We start from the raw sequence: 17,142 nt of genomic DNA, 5'->3' as shown, positions 1-17,142 counted from the left end.
CACATGAGCACAGTAACAGAAACTAAGGGCCGGGTAATGATCGTGGATGGAATGGCTCTGCTGTTCCGGGCTTTTTATGCTACCTCTTATGGAGGATATATCCGCAAGACCAGCGCCGGGCTTCCGACGAATGCGGTGTATGGATTTTTGCAGTATTTTTTCGACGCGGTGAGTACGTTTGAGCCTTCACATGTGGTCTGCTGCTGGGATATGGGCAAGGGTACGTTCCGTACGGAGAAGTATGACGGTTACAAATCGAACCGTATTGACGCGCCGCTGGAGCTGATCCCGCAGTTTGACCTCGTGAAAGAGGTAGTGGCCGAGCTGGGCGTGCCGAATATTGGTCTGGTTGGTTATGAGGCAGATGACTGCATCGGTACACTGGCTTCGTGCTACAGCGGGGAGTCGGAGGTCTATATTCTCACAGGTGACCACGATATGCTGCAGCTGGTGAATGACAGCGTCAAGGTCGTGATTATGAAAAAAGGCCGCTCCAACTATAAAGTGTATGATCCGGCGGAGCTCCTTGCTGAGCGTGGCCTCACCCCTGCACAGGTGATAGACCTGAAGGGCTTCATGGGCGACACCAGCGATAATTATCCCGGTGTTAAGGGCATCGGTGAGAAAACAGCCACCAAGCTGCTGACCGAATACGGCACTGTGGAAGGTGTCATTGAGAACCTGCATCTGCTGCCCAAAGGCGTGCGGGCCAAAATCGAGGCTGACCTCGATATGCTGCATCTCTCGCGGGAGCTGGCGGAAATCCGCTGCGATGTGCCGGTGGTCTGCGAACTGGCGGACTGTCTGTGGGCACTGCAGCGGGATACTGCGGCACGCAAGTTCAATGAGCTGGAGTTCGGCAGCCTGATGCATCTGATCGGCGGGATCGCCGAGGTCCGGGATGACCGGGGAATCGTACAGATTGAACTCGGAGATTTGGGCTGAGAAGAGCCTTAGTTATAGGCTTAGGCAGGTCAGAGCCTCCTGAACAAGCAGAAGACCCCTTGCGAAAATCTCGCGTAGGGGTCTTTTTGTGTTGTCCCTAACAAATGAATACCATATGCCGGGCTCAGATAATAATTCCGTCGCAGTGGTCAATCTCATGCTGAATGATCTGCGCAGTAAAGCCGGTGAAGGTTTGCTTCTGAGGTTTGAAATTACGGTCGAGGAACTCTACCTCAATGGAATCATAACGCACAGTTCTGCGTACGCCATCATGTGACAGACAACCCTCCTCGGTTTCATAGGGATTATTACGCTTGCTGATGACCGGATTGATCATAGGGACATTTACCGGTCCGATACTGAACGCTATGATGCGCTTGTTGAAGCCGATCATGTCAGCTGCCATGCCGACACACCGGTCTGCATTCGCCCGCAAGGTATCCAGCAGGTCATCTAACACTGGCAGATCCTCTTTAGTTGCCGGAGTAGACTTCTGGCTTAGAATCGTCATATCTTTGCAAATAGGTCTGATCATAGTACTCTCCATATGTTTTATTTGGATGCCAATGCCATGATATCATTTTTCGAATGGACAGTGAAATGAATCTTTAAACTGCAGGGATACAGTCATCCACTGTGCCTCAGCACTAACAGCTCTACAAGCTACTTCAAGATGCAGCGTCTGACCGTTAGCTTACATTACTAGTTGAGGCTATATAGTAAAAAAATGACCGCGCAGGGCGGCCATTTGGGGATTGTCCGGTACATCCGGGCTAATTAAAGGAAATGGTGTAGGTTACAGAAGGGTAGGCTGTAGTGGACCCGGGTACTCTTTCTACTACTGTAACCAGTGTGCCGGGTTCATAGTAGCCCGAACCGCCGTAGTAATTGGTGCTGCTTACAGTGGAGGTACCAAGATCAATGGAAGTATTATTGTAGCTCCAGTAGTAGTGCAGCCGAAGGGTATTTGCTGCGGAAGCCGTGACATGTACGCTTGTACCCGTAGTCTTGGCGTTGGGAAGAATGTAAGTGTAGGAGGTCTGACTCGCATTGAGCGTATTGGAATAACTGCCCCCATAGCTTACGATGGCGGGATTAGCCGATGCGGTCAGGCCAAACATCAGAGACAAGCCCATAATCATGATAAATACCAGGGTGTTCAGTTTTTTCATAGATTGCCCATCCTCTCTAAATGAAATGCCGAACGGAATCGAGCCGCATCCTCCTTTCATAAAGCCGGATAGATTGTCCTATCGCCTTCAATATATACCACTTAATTCCATTCGTAAATAGTAGAATATAGGGTCGTGATTAGCTGGCAGCCTGCAGTGCGCAATTTAAAGATTGACGAACCGGAAGCTGCCTGACTATAATATTAATATAAGTGTTAAATGATTAACAAATATATTAACTTAAAGAGGAGCGTTAACTGAAATGGCAGAACGCATCGTACTGAACACTGATATCCGCAAAGGCACAATTAACCGTAACATCTATGGACATTTCGCTGAGCATCTGGGACGCTGTATCTATGAAGGCATCTGGGTAGGGGAAGATTCGCCGATTCCGAACACGAAGGGTATCCGCAACGATGTAGTGGAAGCGCTTAAGGAAATGAAGATTCCCGTATTGCGCTGGCCGGGCGGCTGCTTCGCCGATGAATACCACTGGAAGGACGGCATTGGCCCGAGTGAAGAACGCAAGCGGATGATCAATACCCATTGGGGCGGTGCGGTTGAGAACAATCATTTTGGTACACATGAATTCATGCGGCTCTGCGCCATGCTGGAATGTGAGCCGTACATCAACGGCAATGTAGGGAGCGGAACGGTACAGGAGATGTCCGAGTGGGTTGAGTATTTGACCTTTAACGGTGTATCGCCAATGGCTGAGCTGCGCCAGAAGAACGGCCAGGAAGAGGCCTGGAGTGTAGCTTACTTCGGCGTGGGCAATGAGAACTGGGGCTGCGGCGGCAATATGCGTCCTGAATATTATGCTGACCTGTACCGCCAATATCAGACTTATGTGCGCAACTATGGGGATAACAAGATTCACCGGATCGCCTGCGGCGCGAACTCGGATGACTATAACTGGACCGAAGTGCTGATGCGCGAAGCCACCCGCTTCATGGATTCGCTTACCCTGCACTACTACACCCTGCCGACTTCGGATTGGACTAATAAAGGTGCGGCTACCGGCTATGGAACGGATGAATATTTCAACACATTGAAGAAGGCGCTGTTCATGGATGAGCTGGTTACCCGCCACAGTGTCATTATGGACAAATACGATCCGGACAAAAGAGTGGGTCTGATCGTCGATGAATGGGGCACCTGGTATGATGTGGAACCCGGTACGAACCCTGGATTCCTCTACCAGCAGAACACGATCCGCGATGCGCTGGTTGCCGGTCTGACCCTGAATATCTTCCACAAGCACAGCGACCGTGTGCGGATGGCGAACATTGCCCAGACCGTTAACGTGCTGCAGGCTGTAATCCTGACCGAAGGCGAGAAAATGCTGCTGACTCCAACCTATCATGTATTCAATATGTATAAAGTACATCAGGATGCGGAGCTGCTGGATCTAACAGTGGATAGCCCGTTATACAGCTATGAGGGCGTGGAGATTCCTGAAGTATCTGCTTCAGCTTCCGTAACAGCAGAGGGTGTCATTCATGTCAGCCTGTGCAACCTGAATCACGCTGCACCGGCAGTATTGCCGCTGGAGCTGCGCGGACTGGCTGGACAGTCAGCAGCCGTAAGCGGCACTACACTTGCCGGGTCTTCCATCGATGCCCACAATACCTTCGGGCAGCCGGAAGCGGTAGTACCGCAGCCGTTCACCGCCTTCCAGCTTGAAGGCGACACCCTTACGGTTGAACTGCCGCCAATGTCGGTGACAGTACTGGCAATTACTCCGGGAGCTTAACGGGAAGGAGCACAGCATGACTACAACCTCAGCATGCAAGGGATGCCGGGAAGAGTACAAGGTGACGGAAGCGCAGATTGCCCGGATTCTCGCCTCCTCCATGTTCAATCCGGAGAATACAGCCCCGGACGAAGTCTATGCCGAGCGGGTTGCCCTATGCGGAGCTTGTCCCAAGCTGCAGGATGGCGTAACCTGCATTGCCTGCGGCTGCATTATACCGGTCGTGGCCCGGCTGAAGGCACGCGGCTGTCCGCTGCCGGGCGGCGGCCTGTGGCAGCCGGTGACTGATTAAACTCCAAAGCTGCTGCAATACACCGTAACCACAACAGCGGCAGCGGGGGACCTGAGCTTAAGGTCTCCCGCTGCCGCTGTTTGCTGTCTAGTCCTGTCCTGTCCTGGTCATTCCGTCCGGCTGGCACTTGCCGAAGCTTCAACAGCATCTGTATAAAAGAGCTCAAAGACCAGATCCTCGTTGTAGTTGCCAAACCCCTTGCCGAATAAGGTAAGGCCGCCGATATGCTCCGCATCCTCTTCCACTGAGACCTTGAACGTCCACTGCTTATCACGGATACCGACCTGCTCCAGCGTAACCTCTGACAGCTTCTGACCATCCATGAACGTGCCCGCCGGAGTAATCCGCAGCTGCTTAAGCAGTCCATATTGGTTGGTGAGCGCAGGCCACCAGGCAGGAGTGTATTTGCCCGGACTGTCCCCGTAGTCGCCGGGGCTGGTCCAGAAGCCGAGCCGCTGTCCGTTCAGTGTGAAAGTGATGTCGGAAGGCCAGTTATTATTGATGGACGGGGCTTCGGAGGCAATCTCCATCGTGATGACCAGCTCCTCAGGCTTCTGGCTGGACAGCAGGAAGTTCGGGATTTTATATTCTACGAATCCTTTGCCGAACCACAGAATGCCTGCATTCACCCGCTCCTGATCCCAGAAATACCGCGGATCGTCAAAGTTGCCAATCACCCGCTCGGTTGTAGATAAGCCGCAGGTCGGTTCAATCTGGAAATCAGAGTAGTGGCCCACGGGAATTTCCTTACGGTAGCCTCTGCGCTGTGTTCTGGCTTGTCCGGGGAAAATAATCTCAGCACTCTCGGCGGCCAGTGTACAAATCTTCTGCAGTCCGCTGCGTCCGGGAGCCATGTGGCTGCGGATCAGCCCGGCAGCTTCCAGCTTGCGCACATGCATCGTCATAATGGCACTGCTGAGCTTCAGCGCCCCGGCCAGTTCCTTGACGTTCATCGGCTGTTCGGACAGGAGCCGCAGCATCTGCAGGCGCACAGCGCTGGATAACGCTTCGTACACGGGTAAAGATTGTTCGGTTAGATCAAGTTTCATGTGCTGCCTCCACGTTCAGGTTATATAGTTAATAATTATATTACTCAAATGATGTTCTTACAAGCAAATGAACGCTGCCCTGCAAGCAAATGAATACTGCGCCTCGCAGCAGCTCCAATTTTATCACAGACATGCAGAGCCTGTTCCGCTATGATGTAGGATGGATTAGCGATGTAACAAGGTGCTCTTGCCAGATGAGGCAAGAGATAACAGGGAATCGGGTGCAAGTCCCGAGCGGTCCCGCCACTGTAAGGAAGAGCTGAACTTCAAGATGTCACTTGGGGAGAACCCCGGGGAAGACGAAGGATAAAGCGCCCGTATTCCAAGCCAGGAGACCTACCTTGATTACGCACACCACGACTCTACGCGGATAGGAGCGGTGTACGGATAGGTTAATGAGAAGAGGCGTCTCTGCAGCGTCCTCTATCGAATCATACCTGCGTACATACACTCCCACCCTGAAGGGCGGGAGTTTTTTTGGTTTGCTAAATTAAAGAAACTTGGAGGCTGACAAATGAAGAAACGCGGATTTTGGAGTTTTGCGGCGCTGATTGCCGGATTTACAGTGTACTTTATGCTGAACGAACCGGGAACGGCCCAGGCTATGCACATTATGGAAGGGTTTCTGCCGGTAGGCTGGGCTGTGTTCTGGTGGGTGGCGTTCTTACCGTTCTTCGTACTCGGGATTATTAGGCTTAGATCGATGACCAGGGAGAATCCGGAGCTGAAGCTGCTGCTGGGTCTGGCAGGGGCGTTCACCTTCGTCTTATCGGCACTCAAAATGCCGTCCGTTACCGGAAGCAGCTCGCATCCTACAGGTACCGGACTTGGCGCAGTTATGCTGGGGCCGCTGCCGATGGGCGTGATCGGCTCGATCGTCCTGTTGTTTCAGGCGCTGCTTCTGGCGCACGGGGGAATCACTACGCTGGGGGCGAATGCGTTCTCGATGGCGGTCGCGGGGCCTTTTGCCGGATATGCAGTCTATAAGCTGATGATGAAGCTGCCGGACCGTGAGAAGCTGGCCTTATTCTGTGCGGCGGCGGTTGCCGATCTAATGACATATGTAGTGACTTCCTTCCAGCTTGCGGTGGCTTTTCCGGCTGCGGATGGCGGAGTCCTGGCGTCTTTTCTCAAATTCGGGGGGATCTTTGCCGTGACGCAGATTCCACTGGCCATCAGTGAAGGGCTGCTGACCGTATTATTGTGGAACTGGCTGAAATCGTACAGTCCGAATGAAATGTCGCTCCTGAAACGCAAGGTCAAAGGGGGAAATGCATGATGAGCAATAAATGGAAAAATGGATTGATGCTGCTGGCCGTTGTCCTGTTGTGTGTCTTGCCGCTGCTGTTCGTGAGTGGTGATTTCGGCGGGGCCGATGATGCTGCCGAGGGTGTAATCACAGAGATAAACCCTGAATATGAACCCTGGTTCAAGCCGCTGACCGAGCTTCCGGGTGAGACGGAGAGTATGCTGTTCGCATTGCAGGCGGCGATTGGTGCCGGGGTGATCGGCTTTTCACTGGGGCTGCTGAAAGGGAAACAAGGCCAGGCGAAGCAGAACAGCATCAGCAAGTGATCAGACGAATTGATGTCCTTTCTTATAATAATGCCTTGAGGCAGCTGTCTCCCATGTGGAAAAGCTCGTTCGCGGCACTGATGTTCCTGCTCTCCTATACCGTACATCCGGTGCTGCAGATTGTGATTACGCTGTGGATGATGTCCTGGTGCATCCTGCATGCCAAAATTCCCTATCGCGCCTATGGGCTGCTGTTTGGTACGGCGCTGCTGTTCTATTGCCTTAGTGTCCCGGCGCTGCTCTTGGAATTCGGCCACCCGGCTGCGGGGGAAGCTGGCGTATTCCGGATTTCCGGGCAGCCTCTTCCGGTGTATATCACGGCAGCTGGGCTGGAGCGGGCCGGTGAACTGCTGGCCAGAGTCTCGGCCTGCATGAGCTGCTTCTTCTTCCTGATGTTCACCACCCCGTTCAGCGAGCTTCTGCAGGTGCTGCGCAGGCTGCGTATGCCGCAGATTGTGCTGGAGCTGATGCTGATCATGTACCGCTTCCTGTTCCTGCTGAATGATGCAGCGCACGGGCTGATGCTGGCCCGGAGGCTGCGCGGCGGCCGCAGAGGGTACAAGGCCAGGCTGCGGGAGACTGCAGCCATGGCCGGGGCCCTCTTCGGCAATACGATGCACCGTTATTACGGATTGTCGCAGGGGCTGCTGACCCGCGGGTTCACGGGGGAGATCATTCTGCCGCCGTACACTGCGCGTCCTGTGCCGCGGCGTTATGCGGTCCGGGCGTATGCCGGGATCGCTGTGCTGGTGCTGGCGCAGCTTTGGCTGTGGCTGCGGGGTTGAATTTAAGATTTTAGTGCAGGAAATCTGCTGGCTTTGTTGAAATCATGCCCAAAGTACAACGATTCCCCCGGAATATGGGATGTATTCCAAGATTGTTGTAAAAAGGCAGTATTTCACTTCATTTAGTTGGCTTTGAGGGAAGAATGTTGTATTCCATATAACAATCCCCCAGAAGGCCGGAGTATCCAGGATTCAAAGCTGTAAAACGTACAACATTTATCCGATACCGCTTTGCCAAATCACATTAGAGGGGGACGTCATGGACATGGAATATAGTCTGGCTTTTGACGGGGTGGTGTTTCATTACCCGGATACGAAGGAAGCCGCGCTGCGTGAACTAACCGTCTCCATTCCCAAAGGCCGCAAAACGGCGGTGCTCGGCCACAATGGTTCGGGCAAATCGACCCTGTTCCTGCATGCTGTCGGCATTCTGCGTCCACAGAAGGGTACGGTTCAGCAGGGAGGCAGGACATTGTCCTATGCCAAAAAAGAGCTGGCCGCGCTGCGGCGCAGTGTGGGCCTTGTTTTTCAGGACCCGGAGCAGCAGCTCATATTGAGCACACCTCTGGAGGATGTGTCCTTCGGGCTGCGGGGAACGGGGATGGACGAAGCCGCAATAGCTGAGCGCTGCCGCAGTGTCATGGAACTGCTGAACCTGACGGAGCTGAGTGACAAACCGGTTCACCAGCTTAGCCTGGGGCAGAAAAAACGCACCGCACTCGCCGGAGTAATGGCGATGGAGCCGGAGCTGATCCTGCTGGATGAGCCGACCTCGTATCTGGATCCGTTATCCGAGACACAGATGCTGCAGGGTCTTGATCTTATACATGAAAAAGGCACAACCGTAGTTATGGCTACGCATGATATGAACTTGGCGTACCGCTGGGCCGACTGGATTATCGTACTGGATCAGGGGAGGTGCCGGGCTGAGGGGACGCCGGAGGAGATTTTTGCCGGGGCGGAAGAATTGCAGGCCATCGGCCTCGGTCTGCCGCTGCTGGCTGACTTGTGGTACAGCCTGCCTGCACGGCACACCGCCGGCCAGCCGCCCCCCCGCACGGCGGAAGATTTCAAAGCCGTACTAACCAGGCTACTGAATAGTTAATACAGGCATTCACGAATGGGGGAAGAAGGATGAAGAAACAAGGAAAGCTGCTCATTATCGGCTTCGGTCCCGGAGCGCTGGAGCATATTACCGGCCGGGCGCTGGCCGCTCTCGAGGAGAGTGACGCTGTAATCGGCTATAACACTTATGTGGAGCTGATCCAACCGCTGCTGCGGCATCAGGAGATTGTCGGCACCGGCATGACCGAAGAGGTCAGCCGGGCGCAGGAGGCCGTCCGCCGAGCCGAGGACGGCCAGACCATTGCCGTAATATCCAGCGGCGATGCCGGTGTATACGGCATGGCGGGTCTGGTCTACGAGGTGCTTATAGAACGGGGCTGGAACCGTGCTGACGGTGTAGAGGTCGAGGTGATCCCCGGAATATCGGCGATCCAGTCCTGTTCTTCCCTGCTGGGAGCGCCGATTATGCATGATTCCTGCACAATCAGCCTCAGCGATCATCTTACCCCGTGGGAGAGCATTGCTGCGCGTGTGGAAGCGGCGGGCGCTGCGGATTTCGTGATCGCCTTCTATAACCCGCGCAGCGGCAAGCGTACGCGGCAGATTGAAGAAGCGCGGAATATCCTGCTGCGTTACCGTGATCCTTCCACGCCGGTCGGCATTGTCAAAAGCGCCTACCGTGACCGTCAGCAGACGATCGTCACTACGCTGCAGGAGATGCTGGAGCATGAGATCGGCATGCTCTCTACGGTTGTCGTCGGCAACTCGGCGACGGTGGTCTACGAGGGTCTAATGGTTACGCCGCGCGGATACGAGCGCAAGTACAATCTTGGCGCGCAGACGCAGGCGCTGAAGCCGCATGAGCGGCTGCGCACTGCGGCCGAGCCTTGGTCGCTGGCTGCGGTGGAGAGTGTGGCGGCTGAGGCGGGACTGTCTGAAGGGGCAGCGATGGAGAGTGTGGCAGCTGAGGCGGAGCGGACGGAAGAGATAGCGGTGGAGAGTGTGGCTGCTGAGGCGGGACGGATAGATGAAGCAGTGACACCGGGTGCAGCTGCCGGTGAAACCGGACAGGTAGAGCGATTGGGGTCAGAGAGTATGGCTCCAACTGACGGGGGACGGAAGGAGGAGGCTGCGGCGCTAAGCCTGGCAGCGACTGCGCGTGTGGAGCAGCTACGCCGTCCTGCCGTTCAGCTAGCGGAACACGCTGATGAAACCTTCGAGCTGGAGGTTTCTCCTGTCATCGGCAGCCGTAGATTCAGCGGTATCCAGATGAAGCTGCTGGCGGAGCTGGCAGGCGATGAGGGGCAGCTGATCTATACGAAGGACGGACATTTTCTACTGCGCAGCCATCCGGGCGACCGTGCTGAGGTGGCGGCGAAGCTTACAGAGGCAGGACTGAGCGTTAGTATACCCGGTGATTATGTGAAAGTAAAAACCTGCGGGTTCTGTGAATTGCGGAGAAGCGGTGCTTTAAGCGCGGCGGTCCGCCTGCATACCCTGCTGCACGGACTTGCTGTACCCAAAGAGCTGCATATAAGCGTGGCGGGCTGCGGCATGGCCTGCAGCTCGGCTGTTCTGGATGACATCGGGCTGGTCCTTTCGCGGGGCAGCTATGAGCTCTATCTGGGCGGCAAGAAGTCGGGCCGGGGAGCGCATGCCGGCACTCTGGTCCGGGAAGGTATGGATGAAGATGAAGCCGTGGCTGCTGTAGCAGCGGCAGTGGAGCATTATACTGCGCAAGGCCGGGAGAAGGAGCGGTTTCATGCTTTTTATGAACGGATGGGCAGTATTGAAGAACAGGTGAACAGCACTGCAGGAAGTATAGATAATAATGACAGCATAGAGGGAGCACGCATGATGAGAACCGTATTACTGGTTGGACACGGCAGCCGGATTCAAGCGGGAAATGATGAGCTGCTGCAATTCACCAGCCAGCTAGCCGCCCGCAAGCCGGAGCTTAAGTTTGAGACCTGCTTCATAGAGCTAGCCTCACCTTCAATCGCGGGCGGAATTGCCAAATGTGTGGAGGACGGCGCGACGCAAATTTATATTGTGCCTATTATATTGTTCGCGGCGGGCCATTCCAAGCTGGATATTCCGCTGGCGATCGATGAAGCCAAGCTGAAATATCCGGGTGTGGAGTTTGTATACGGGCGTCCGCTGGGTGTTCAGGAGCGGGCTGTCGATATTGTGCTGGACCGGATACGGGAAGCTGAATCGCTTTCTGCTTCTGTGAAACACATTAATGAAGCTGACTCTCTTGCCGTTTCTGTGGATCACAGTAATGAAGCTGGAGCTGCAGACTTGAGTTTGCAGGAAGCCCAAGCCCGTACAACATCTGCAGCAGAGGATAAGGATACCATCGTGCTGCTTATGGGGCGCGGGGGCAGTGATCCGGATGCCAACAGTGATTTCTATAAGCTGGGCCGGCTGCTATGGGAAAGAACGTCTTACCAAAGCGTTGAAAGCTGCTTCATTGCCATCACGAAGCCGTCGCTTCCGGATGGGCTTGAACGCTGCCTGGCACTGGGTGCGCGTAAGATTCTAGTTGTGCCGTATCTGCTGTTCACCGGAGTGCTGATGAAGCAGTTCGCAGAAATGGTTTCTCATTTCGCCGCAGAGCATCCGGAAATTGAAGTGCAGCTCGGCCGCCAGCTCGGCACACATCCACTGCTAGTGGATATGCTGACAGAGCGCATTGAGGAGACAATGGAGGGGCAGTCTTTCAGCAATTGCGATAACTGTAAATACCGTGATGAAGCGGCATTGCACCACCATCACCACCATGGTGAGGAGGGGCATGGGCACGAGCATCACGGGCACGAAGAACACGAGCACGGGAAACACGAGCATGGACACGATGATCATCAGGAACACGGTCATGGGGAACACGCGCATGAAGGACATGGTCATGAGCACCATCGGCACGGGCATCATGGTCATGGGCATCACGGTCGCGCGGATCATGAGCATGGGCATCAAGAGCGGCATGATGTAACCGGAACAGCGGCTCCGGCAGACAACCGGGATCTGCGCCAGCCGCGATGATCTTCATGCTGTGCGGCACCAGCGATGCCCGGGAGCTGGCGCTCAATCTGTCGCGTCAAGGACTGCCGCTGCAGGCCTCTGTCGTAACGCCCAGTGCGGCTGAACGGCTGGAAGCCGCAGCAATCCGCACCCGGGTCGGCCGGCTGGATAAGCCGGCCATGATCTCGCTGCTGCAGGAGGGCAGCTATCGTGCAGTCGTGGACGGCAGCCATCCTTTTGCGCTGGAGGCACACGCCAATGCTATGGGCGCGGCTGCAGCGCTGGGCCTGCCCTATTTTCGCTACGAGCGGCAAAGTCTTATCTATGACAGCCACCCCCGGCTGATCGTTGTGCATTCCTATGAAGAGGCTGCGCGCAAGGCCAGGGAACTTAAGGGTTCCATTATGCTTACAACCGGCGGCAAGACACTTGAGGTGTTTGCGGAGGCGCTGCTGGGAGATCCGGATATCCGGCTGACGGTCAGACTGTTGCCCTGCCTGGAGAATATGGAGAAATGTCTGTCCCTTGGCATTGAGCAGCGGAATATTATTGCGCTTCAGGGCCCTTTTAGCAGAGAGATGAACGAGGCACTTTACCGGCAATATGACACACAGGTGATGATTACCAAAGAGAGCGGGGCGGAAGGCTCGGTGGATGAGAAGCTGCATGCCGCGCTGGATATGGGGCTTTACGTCATTTTAATTATGCGGCCGGAGCTGACCTTTGGAAAGAGCGGGAAGGTGTTTGACTCTTTTGACGAGATTACGGAGGCCGTGAGAACTGCGCTGCAAATGAACAAGGAGGGATAACTGTGGATTTTGGTACGGATTTCAAGCCGGTGACGGTACAGCCGCAGGAAATAGAGGGCCTGAGTTTTCAGATGATTACAGAAGAGATGGGTGAACATTCCTTTAGCGAGCTGGAGTACAAAATAGTGCAGCGGATCATTCATGCTTCTGCCGATTTTGAGCTGGGGCGCAGTCTTGTTTTTCACCCGCGGGCGATTGAGGCCGGAATCAGCGCCATTCTGCAGGGCAAGCCGATTATTGCCGATGTGCGGATGGTGGAGGCGGGCATTGCCAAGGAGCGGATTCAGCGGTACGGCGGGGAAGTCAGGGTTCATATTTCAGATCCGGATGTGATGGAAGAAGCGAAGGCGCTCGGGACTACACGGGCCATTATGGCTACGCGCAAAGCTTGTGCACAGGCTCCGGGAGGGATCTATGTGATCGGCAACGCGCCGACTGCCCTGCTGGAACTGATTCGTCTGGTAAAAGAAGGCGCAGCGCAGCCGGGTCTTGTCATCGGCATGCCGGTCGGGTTCGTCTCGGCAGCGGAATCCAAGGATGAGCTGCGCAAGCTCGACATTCCTTACATCACGAATATCGGCCGCAAAGGCGGAAGCACGATCGTGGTCGCAGCGGTCAATGCACTGAGTCTGCTGGCAGACCGCCGGGCTGCGGGCGAATTGAATTAGGCCTGCGCAGGAATAAGCGGGACCTGTGCTAGCGCTGGGCCAAAACTCTATAAGGGTTGGGTCAGAGCGGGTTTTGAACAGGATATGAACAAGTTCTAATCTATATGCCAGGCTTATGAGGTATGTTTACTTAACTGCACTTTGTACAACTAAAACGTCTGATTTACAACCAATTATCCGTTTAGCTGTATTTCGTACAATTAAACTACTGTTTTTTGCTTGTTCTCACCCATTTGGGCAGATTTAGTTGTACAGAGTACAGTTATAAGATGCTAGCCTACCTTTTCGCTGATTTTAATTGCACAGTATACAACTATTATGGAATTTTCACTTGGAACTGAATACATCAATGACTACATTGTTGATTGAGCTCACTTATTTAATTGTTAACGTGTCTAAATATATCTAGGATGCTCCGAATAGGTTGCATATCATCACAAAGAGGGATTGCCATGAGCGAGGAAACACCAGACAACCGGACAGATCAGAATAGGAGGAAACGGAGGTGAAGCATGATAATGAGTCCGCGGCAGAGTACACTGCAAAGCGGGTGTCTGAGCATGATGCAGAGTACGCAGCGAATCGCGAGCCTGAGCATGATGCGGAGTACGCAAAGTATGCAGCAAAACGAAAATCCGAGCATGTTGTTGAGTCCGCAGCCAACCCAGGCGGTCTGTCAGCGTCACCTTCTGCTGCTCCTGCCTCCTCAACTCCTGCCGCCCCGCTGCGCAGGGGCTACACCACAGGTGCTTGTGCCGCCGCCGCTGCCAAAGGTGCGGCATTGCTGCTGATTACAGGCGACAGGCTTGCCGCTGTGGATATTGATCTCCCGGCGGGCTTCCGGCACTCCTTTGAACTTACAGGCTGGCAGCGCGAAGGAGCGGACTCGGCAATCTGTGCCACGGTTAAGGATGCCGGAGATGATCCGGATGCCACGCATCAGGCCTGGATTGAAGCAGCGGTGAGCTGGCTGGATCACCCCGGTGTGGAGATCGACGGCGGCCGTGGCGTCGGCCGGGTGACGAAGCCTGGGCTGCCGGTGCCCGTCGGAGCAGCGGCGATTAATCCGGTGCCGCGGCGGATGATACTGGAGGCGGTGTCCGAGGTGCTGGAGGAGCATGGCGCGGCGCGGGGGCTGCGGGTGGTCATCAGCGTGCCGGAAGGCGAAGCGATTGCCCTAAGAACGCTGAATCCGCGGCTCGGCATCATCGGCGGCATTTCTATCCTCGGCACGCGGGGCGTGGTTACCCCGTTCTCCACCGAAGCCTACAAGGCTAGTGTGGTTCAGGCGATCTCGGTTGCGGCCGCGACGGGGAACGGGCAGATTATTCTGACCACCGGCGGCAGCAGTGAGAAATATGCGATGGCGATGTTCGGCGGGCTTCCGGAGGAAGCTTTTATCCAGATGGGGGAATATGTAGGCTTCTCACTGGAGCATGCCAAGGCCTACGGAATCCGGAAGGTTACCTTTGTGGGCATGGCCGGTAAGTTCTCCAAAGTCGCTCAAGGCGCTATGCTGATCCACTCGAAGAATGCACCTGTTGATTTCGGATTTCTGGCAGCCGTGGCGGCGGAGGCCGGGGCAGATGACAAGCAGGTGAAGGAGATTGCTGCCGCCAATACAGCCTCGCAGGTGGTGGATATGATGACCGAGGCGGGGAATTCCGCTTTTTTTGAGAGCCTGTGCCGGCATGCCTGTGAACAAAGTCTGAAGCATATGAACGGGGGCATGGTTGTGGAAATGGTATTGATGACGATGAAGGGCCGAGTGCTGGGAAGGGCGGAGATCCGTGGGTAACCTGATCTATGTTATCGGTATCGGTGAGGATGGCGCCGGCGGCCTGACACCGGATAGCTTAAGCAAAGTGAATAACAGTGAGGTACTGCTTGGCGGAGAACGGCAATTGAATTTTTTTGGCGGATATACCGGTGAGAAAATCGTTCTGCAAGGCGGGCTGAAGCCCTTTACAGATAAGCTGGAGAGGTTGTGGAGGGAGCGGCGGACCGTGGTTCTGGCCTCGGGGGACCCGCTCTTTTTTGGCATCGCGGGGTATCTTGTCCGCAAGTTCGGGCCGGAGCATGTTGAGGTTATTCCGCACTATAGCAGTGTGCAGCTCGCGTTTGCCCGGCTAGGGGACAGCTGGCAGGATGCCGAACTGATCAGTCTGCACGGGCGCCCCATCCAGGGACTGGCCCAGCGCATAGACGGCAAGCTCAAGGTGGCTCTGCTAACGGACGAGAGTAATACGCCTGCGGTGATTGCCGCTTATTTGCGTGAGTTCGGGATGATAGAATATGAAGCGTTTGTGTGCGAACGGTTGGGGGGAGCGGAGGAAGTCTGCCGCTTCTGGACGCTGGATGAGATGGAGACTAGTGAATTTGCGGCGCTGAATGTAGTTATCCTGCGCAGAAGGCCGGGAACCGGCTCATCATTGCGGCGCGGCTTCGCTTATCCGGACGAGGAGTTCCAGCAGCGGAAGCCGGAGAAAGGCCTCATTACGAAACGTGAGGTCCGGGCTCTGGTCCTGTCCGAGCTGAATCTGTCCGAGGATGCGGTGGTGTGGGATATCGGCTCCGGCTCCGGTGCGGTTGCGGCGGAATGTGCGCGGATCGCCAGGCTCGGCAAGGTCTATGCCCTGGAAAAAGGAGCGGAGAATCTGCCGAACATGGAAGCGAACCGCCGGAAGTTCCGCGCCGATTTCCAGATCATACATCAAAAAGCGCCGCAGGGGCTGGAGAGTCTGCCGGATCCGGATGGAGTGTTCATCGGCGGCAGCGGCGGGGAGCTGGCGGATATTATAGCGCTCTGTGCCGCGAGACTCCGGCCGGAAGGGCGGATTGTCGTTGGAGCGATCACCATTGAGACGTTATATAGAAGCATGGAGGCGTTGAAGCAAGCAGGCCTGGATTGCGGGGTAACTATGCTTCAGGCATCACGCGGCAAGCCGATTCTCGGCATGACCCGGTTCGAGGGTATGAATCCCGTGTATGTGGTTAGTGGACGGAAGAGCTGAGGCAGACCAGAACAGATTAGATTTAGACCAGATCAGACGTTCAGATATAAGGAAACAAGAAGCGATCAGAAACAAAGGAGGAACATGCGATGAAGACCCATGTAACGGCGGCGAGTCAGCAGGCAGTGCAGGCTGTGGACGGGCAGGAAGCATCTGAGGGAGAAGGAATTGCCGCTGAAACGCAGCTGGCAGAAGCGGCGATGCAGGCCGCAAGTGCGCTCTATGATGCTATGGATGAGGAAGAGCTGAAGCTGGAGGAAAGACTGACTCCCCGAGCGATCGGGACGTTGTACGGTGTCGGTGTCGGCCCCGGTGATCCGGAGCTGATTACGCTCAAGGCCTGCCGGCTGCTGCGGGAATGTCCGGTGATTGCCTACCCGGCAACCAAAAAAGGCGGCAAATCCTACGCCCACGAAATCATCGAGATGCATGTGAAGCCGGATGAGAAAATCATGCTCGGACTGATCTTCCCGATGACGAAGGATCCGGTGCAGCTGGCAGGCGGCTGGAACCGCACTGTGGAGCTGTGCTGGAGTGAGCTGAAGCAGGGCCGGGATGTGGCTTTTGTGACGGAGGGTGACCCTAATCTGTTCAGCACCTTTATTCACCTGGCCCGCTTAATGCAGGAGCTGCATCCTGGTGTACCGATCGTCTCCATTCCGGGGATTTCCTCGGTGCTGGGCGCGGCGGCTGCCCTGGAGCAGCCCTTGGCGGACGGAGATCAGCGGGTGGGAATCATCCCGGCGACAGATGACCGCGAGGCACTGAAGGAAGCGCTGCTGCATCACGAGACGGTGGTATTCCTCAAGGTGGCCAAGGTGCTGGATCTGGTGCTGGATGTGCTGGATGAACTTGGGCTGTCCGGCAAAGCATCCGTCGTTACCAAGGTAACCTCACCTTATGAAACGGTATGGCGCGATGCGCGGGATCTGCGGGGCAAGGAGCTGGAGTACTTAAGTCTGATGGTGGTGAGCAAATGACA

The 17,142-nt window shown here is 55.3% G+C and carries 16 protein-coding genes and 1 riboswitch; of the genes, 13 read left to right on the top strand and 3 right to left on the bottom strand.

Annotated features, from left to right (window positions below):
- Window positions 1-3 precede the first annotated feature (3 nt).
- Window positions 4-945, top strand: coding sequence for a 5'-3' exonuclease H3TH domain-containing protein (locus MHI42_RS10825; RefSeq protein WP_042135106.1), 942 nt, complete (start codon window positions 4-6; stop codon window positions 943-945).
- Window positions 946-1,069: 124 nt separating this feature from the next.
- On the opposite strand, the gene MHI42_RS10820 is transcribed toward MHI42_RS10825, so the two are convergent.
- Together MHI42_RS10820 and MHI42_RS10815 are read right to left on the bottom strand one after the other, a co-directional pair.
- A complete protein-coding gene (locus MHI42_RS10820; RefSeq protein ID WP_342423756.1) occupies window positions 1,070-1,480 on the bottom strand; it encodes a peptide deformylase in 411 nt (136 codons plus the stop codon).
- Window positions 1,481-1,718: 238 nt separating this feature from the next.
- Complete coding sequence (locus tag MHI42_RS10815) at window positions 1,719-2,117, bottom strand: hypothetical protein (RefSeq protein WP_342423755.1); 399 nt, start codon at window positions 2,115-2,117, stop codon at window positions 1,719-1,721.
- Between the two features lie 262 nt (window positions 2,118-2,379).
- Between MHI42_RS10815 and MHI42_RS10810 the strand changes: the two genes are divergently transcribed.
- Together MHI42_RS10810 and MHI42_RS10805 are read left to right on the top strand one after the other, a co-directional pair.
- On the top strand, window positions 2,380-3,876 hold the full coding sequence (locus MHI42_RS10810) for an alpha-N-arabinofuranosidase (protein ID WP_342423754.1): 1,497 nt from the start codon (window positions 2,380-2,382) through the stop codon (window positions 3,874-3,876).
- Between the two features lie 16 nt (window positions 3,877-3,892).
- Complete coding sequence (locus tag MHI42_RS10805; RefSeq protein ID WP_336102646.1) at window positions 3,893-4,168, top strand: DUF6171 family protein; 276 nt, start codon at window positions 3,893-3,895, stop codon at window positions 4,166-4,168.
- Window positions 4,169-4,275: 107 nt separating this feature from the next.
- Here MHI42_RS10805 and MHI42_RS10800 read toward each other — a convergent pair whose 3' ends face one another.
- Window positions 4,276-5,217 carry an ArsR family transcriptional regulator gene (locus tag MHI42_RS10800; protein WP_039303273.1) on the bottom strand — a complete coding sequence of 314 codons (942 nt, stop codon included), beginning with the start codon at window positions 5,215-5,217 and terminating at the stop codon, window positions 4,276-4,278.
- Window positions 5,218-5,379: 162 nt separating this feature from the next.
- A riboswitch (cobalamin riboswitch) is annotated at window positions 5,380-5,576 on the top strand.
- A gap of 155 nt (window positions 5,577-5,731) precedes the next feature.
- On the opposite strand from MHI42_RS10800, the gene MHI42_RS10795 reads away from it, so the two are divergent.
- From MHI42_RS10795 to cobI, 10 genes are all read left to right on the top strand, one after another.
- A complete protein-coding gene (locus tag MHI42_RS10795; protein WP_171718911.1) occupies window positions 5,732-6,496 on the top strand; it encodes an energy-coupling factor ABC transporter permease in 765 nt (254 codons plus the stop codon).
- Entirely contained in the window at window positions 6,496-6,792 is a 297-nt protein-coding gene (locus tag MHI42_RS10790; protein ID WP_171718986.1) for an energy-coupling factor ABC transporter substrate-binding protein, read from the top strand. Before MHI42_RS10795 ends, MHI42_RS10790 begins: the two co-directional genes overlap by 1 nt.
- Window positions 6,789-7,577, top strand: coding sequence for a cobalt ECF transporter T component CbiQ (cbiQ, locus tag MHI42_RS10785; RefSeq protein WP_342423753.1), 789 nt, complete (start codon window positions 6,789-6,791; stop codon window positions 7,575-7,577). Before MHI42_RS10790 ends, cbiQ begins: the two co-directional genes overlap by 4 nt.
- A gap of 259 nt (window positions 7,578-7,836) precedes the next feature.
- Entirely contained in the window at window positions 7,837-8,682 is an 846-nt protein-coding gene (locus MHI42_RS10780) for an ABC transporter ATP-binding protein (RefSeq protein ID WP_171718913.1), read from the top strand.
- 29 nt (window positions 8,683-8,711) lie between these two features.
- On the top strand, window positions 8,712-11,690 hold the full coding sequence (cobJ, locus tag MHI42_RS10775; RefSeq protein WP_342423752.1) for a precorrin-3B C(17)-methyltransferase: 2,979 nt from the start codon (window positions 8,712-8,714) through the stop codon (window positions 11,688-11,690).
- Window positions 11,687-12,478, top strand: coding sequence for a precorrin-6A reductase (gene cobK / locus MHI42_RS10770; RefSeq protein ID WP_342423751.1), 792 nt, complete (start codon window positions 11,687-11,689; stop codon window positions 12,476-12,478). The genes cobJ and cobK overlap by 4 nt, the downstream gene beginning before the upstream one ends.
- Before the next feature lie 2 nt (window positions 12,479-12,480).
- Complete coding sequence (locus MHI42_RS10765; RefSeq protein ID WP_342423750.1) at window positions 12,481-13,146, top strand: precorrin-8X methylmutase; 666 nt, start codon at window positions 12,481-12,483, stop codon at window positions 13,144-13,146.
- Between the two features lie 673 nt (window positions 13,147-13,819).
- Window positions 13,820-14,944 (top strand): cobalt-precorrin-5B (C(1))-methyltransferase, encoded by a 1,125-nt coding sequence (locus MHI42_RS10760; protein ID WP_342424718.1) that lies wholly within the window; start codon window positions 13,820-13,822, stop codon window positions 14,942-14,944.
- Window positions 14,937-16,160: a precorrin-6y C5,15-methyltransferase (decarboxylating) subunit CbiE gene (gene cbiE / locus MHI42_RS10755; RefSeq protein ID WP_342423749.1), complete on the top strand. Its 1,224-nt coding sequence runs from the start codon at window positions 14,937-14,939 to the stop codon at window positions 16,158-16,160. Before MHI42_RS10760 ends, cbiE begins: the two co-directional genes overlap by 8 nt.
- Window positions 16,161-16,390: 230 nt before the next feature.
- Complete coding sequence (cobI, locus tag MHI42_RS10750) at window positions 16,391-17,140, top strand: precorrin-2 C(20)-methyltransferase (RefSeq protein ID WP_340989369.1); 750 nt, start codon at window positions 16,391-16,393, stop codon at window positions 17,138-17,140.
- The last annotated feature ends 2 nt before the right edge of the window (window positions 17,141-17,142 follow it).

It is taken from the genome of Paenibacillus sp. FSL E2-0178 (genome assembly GCF_038593005.1).
Lineage (GTDB): Bacteria > Bacillota > Bacilli > Paenibacillales > Paenibacillaceae > Paenibacillus_AQ > Paenibacillus_AQ phytohabitans.
The sequence above is the reverse complement of the archived record's forward strand: the minus strand, read 5'-3'. Positions and strand labels throughout refer to the sequence as shown.

Excerpts from the sequence above, each read along its gene's own strand:
- cobI (WP_340989369.1), top strand. The coding sequence starts at position 16,391 with ATGGATGAGGAAGAGCTGAAGCTGGAGGAAAGACTGACTCCCCGAGCG.
- MHI42_RS10790 (WP_171718986.1), top strand. The coding sequence starts at position 6,496 with ATGAGCAATAAATGGAAAAATGGATTGATGCTGCTGGCCGTTGTCCTG.
- MHI42_RS10780 (WP_171718913.1), top strand. The coding sequence starts at position 7,837 with ATGGACATGGAATATAGTCTGGCTTTTGACGGGGTGGTGTTTCATTAC.
- cobJ (WP_342423752.1), top strand. The coding sequence starts at position 8,712 with ATGAAGAAACAAGGAAAGCTGCTCATTATCGGCTTCGGTCCCGGAGCG.
- MHI42_RS10820 (WP_342423756.1), bottom strand. The coding sequence starts at position 1,480 with ATGATCAGACCTATTTGCAAAGATATGACGATTCTAAGCCAGAAGTCT.
- MHI42_RS10810 (WP_342423754.1), top strand. The coding sequence starts at position 2,380 with ATGGCAGAACGCATCGTACTGAACACTGATATCCGCAAAGGCACAATT.
- MHI42_RS10805 (WP_336102646.1), top strand. The coding sequence starts at position 3,893 with ATGACTACAACCTCAGCATGCAAGGGATGCCGGGAAGAGTACAAGGTG.
- MHI42_RS10825 (WP_042135106.1), top strand. The coding sequence starts at position 4 with ATGAGCACAGTAACAGAAACTAAGGGCCGGGTAATGATCGTGGATGGA.
- cobK (WP_342423751.1), top strand. The coding sequence starts at position 11,687 with ATGATCTTCATGCTGTGCGGCACCAGCGATGCCCGGGAGCTGGCGCTC.
- MHI42_RS10815 (WP_342423755.1), bottom strand. The coding sequence starts at position 2,117 with ATGAAAAAACTGAACACCCTGGTATTTATCATGATTATGGGCTTGTCT.
- MHI42_RS10795 (WP_171718911.1), top strand. The coding sequence starts at position 5,732 with ATGAAGAAACGCGGATTTTGGAGTTTTGCGGCGCTGATTGCCGGATTT.
- MHI42_RS10800 (WP_039303273.1), bottom strand. The coding sequence starts at position 5,217 with ATGAAACTTGATCTAACCGAACAATCTTTACCCGTGTACGAAGCGTTA.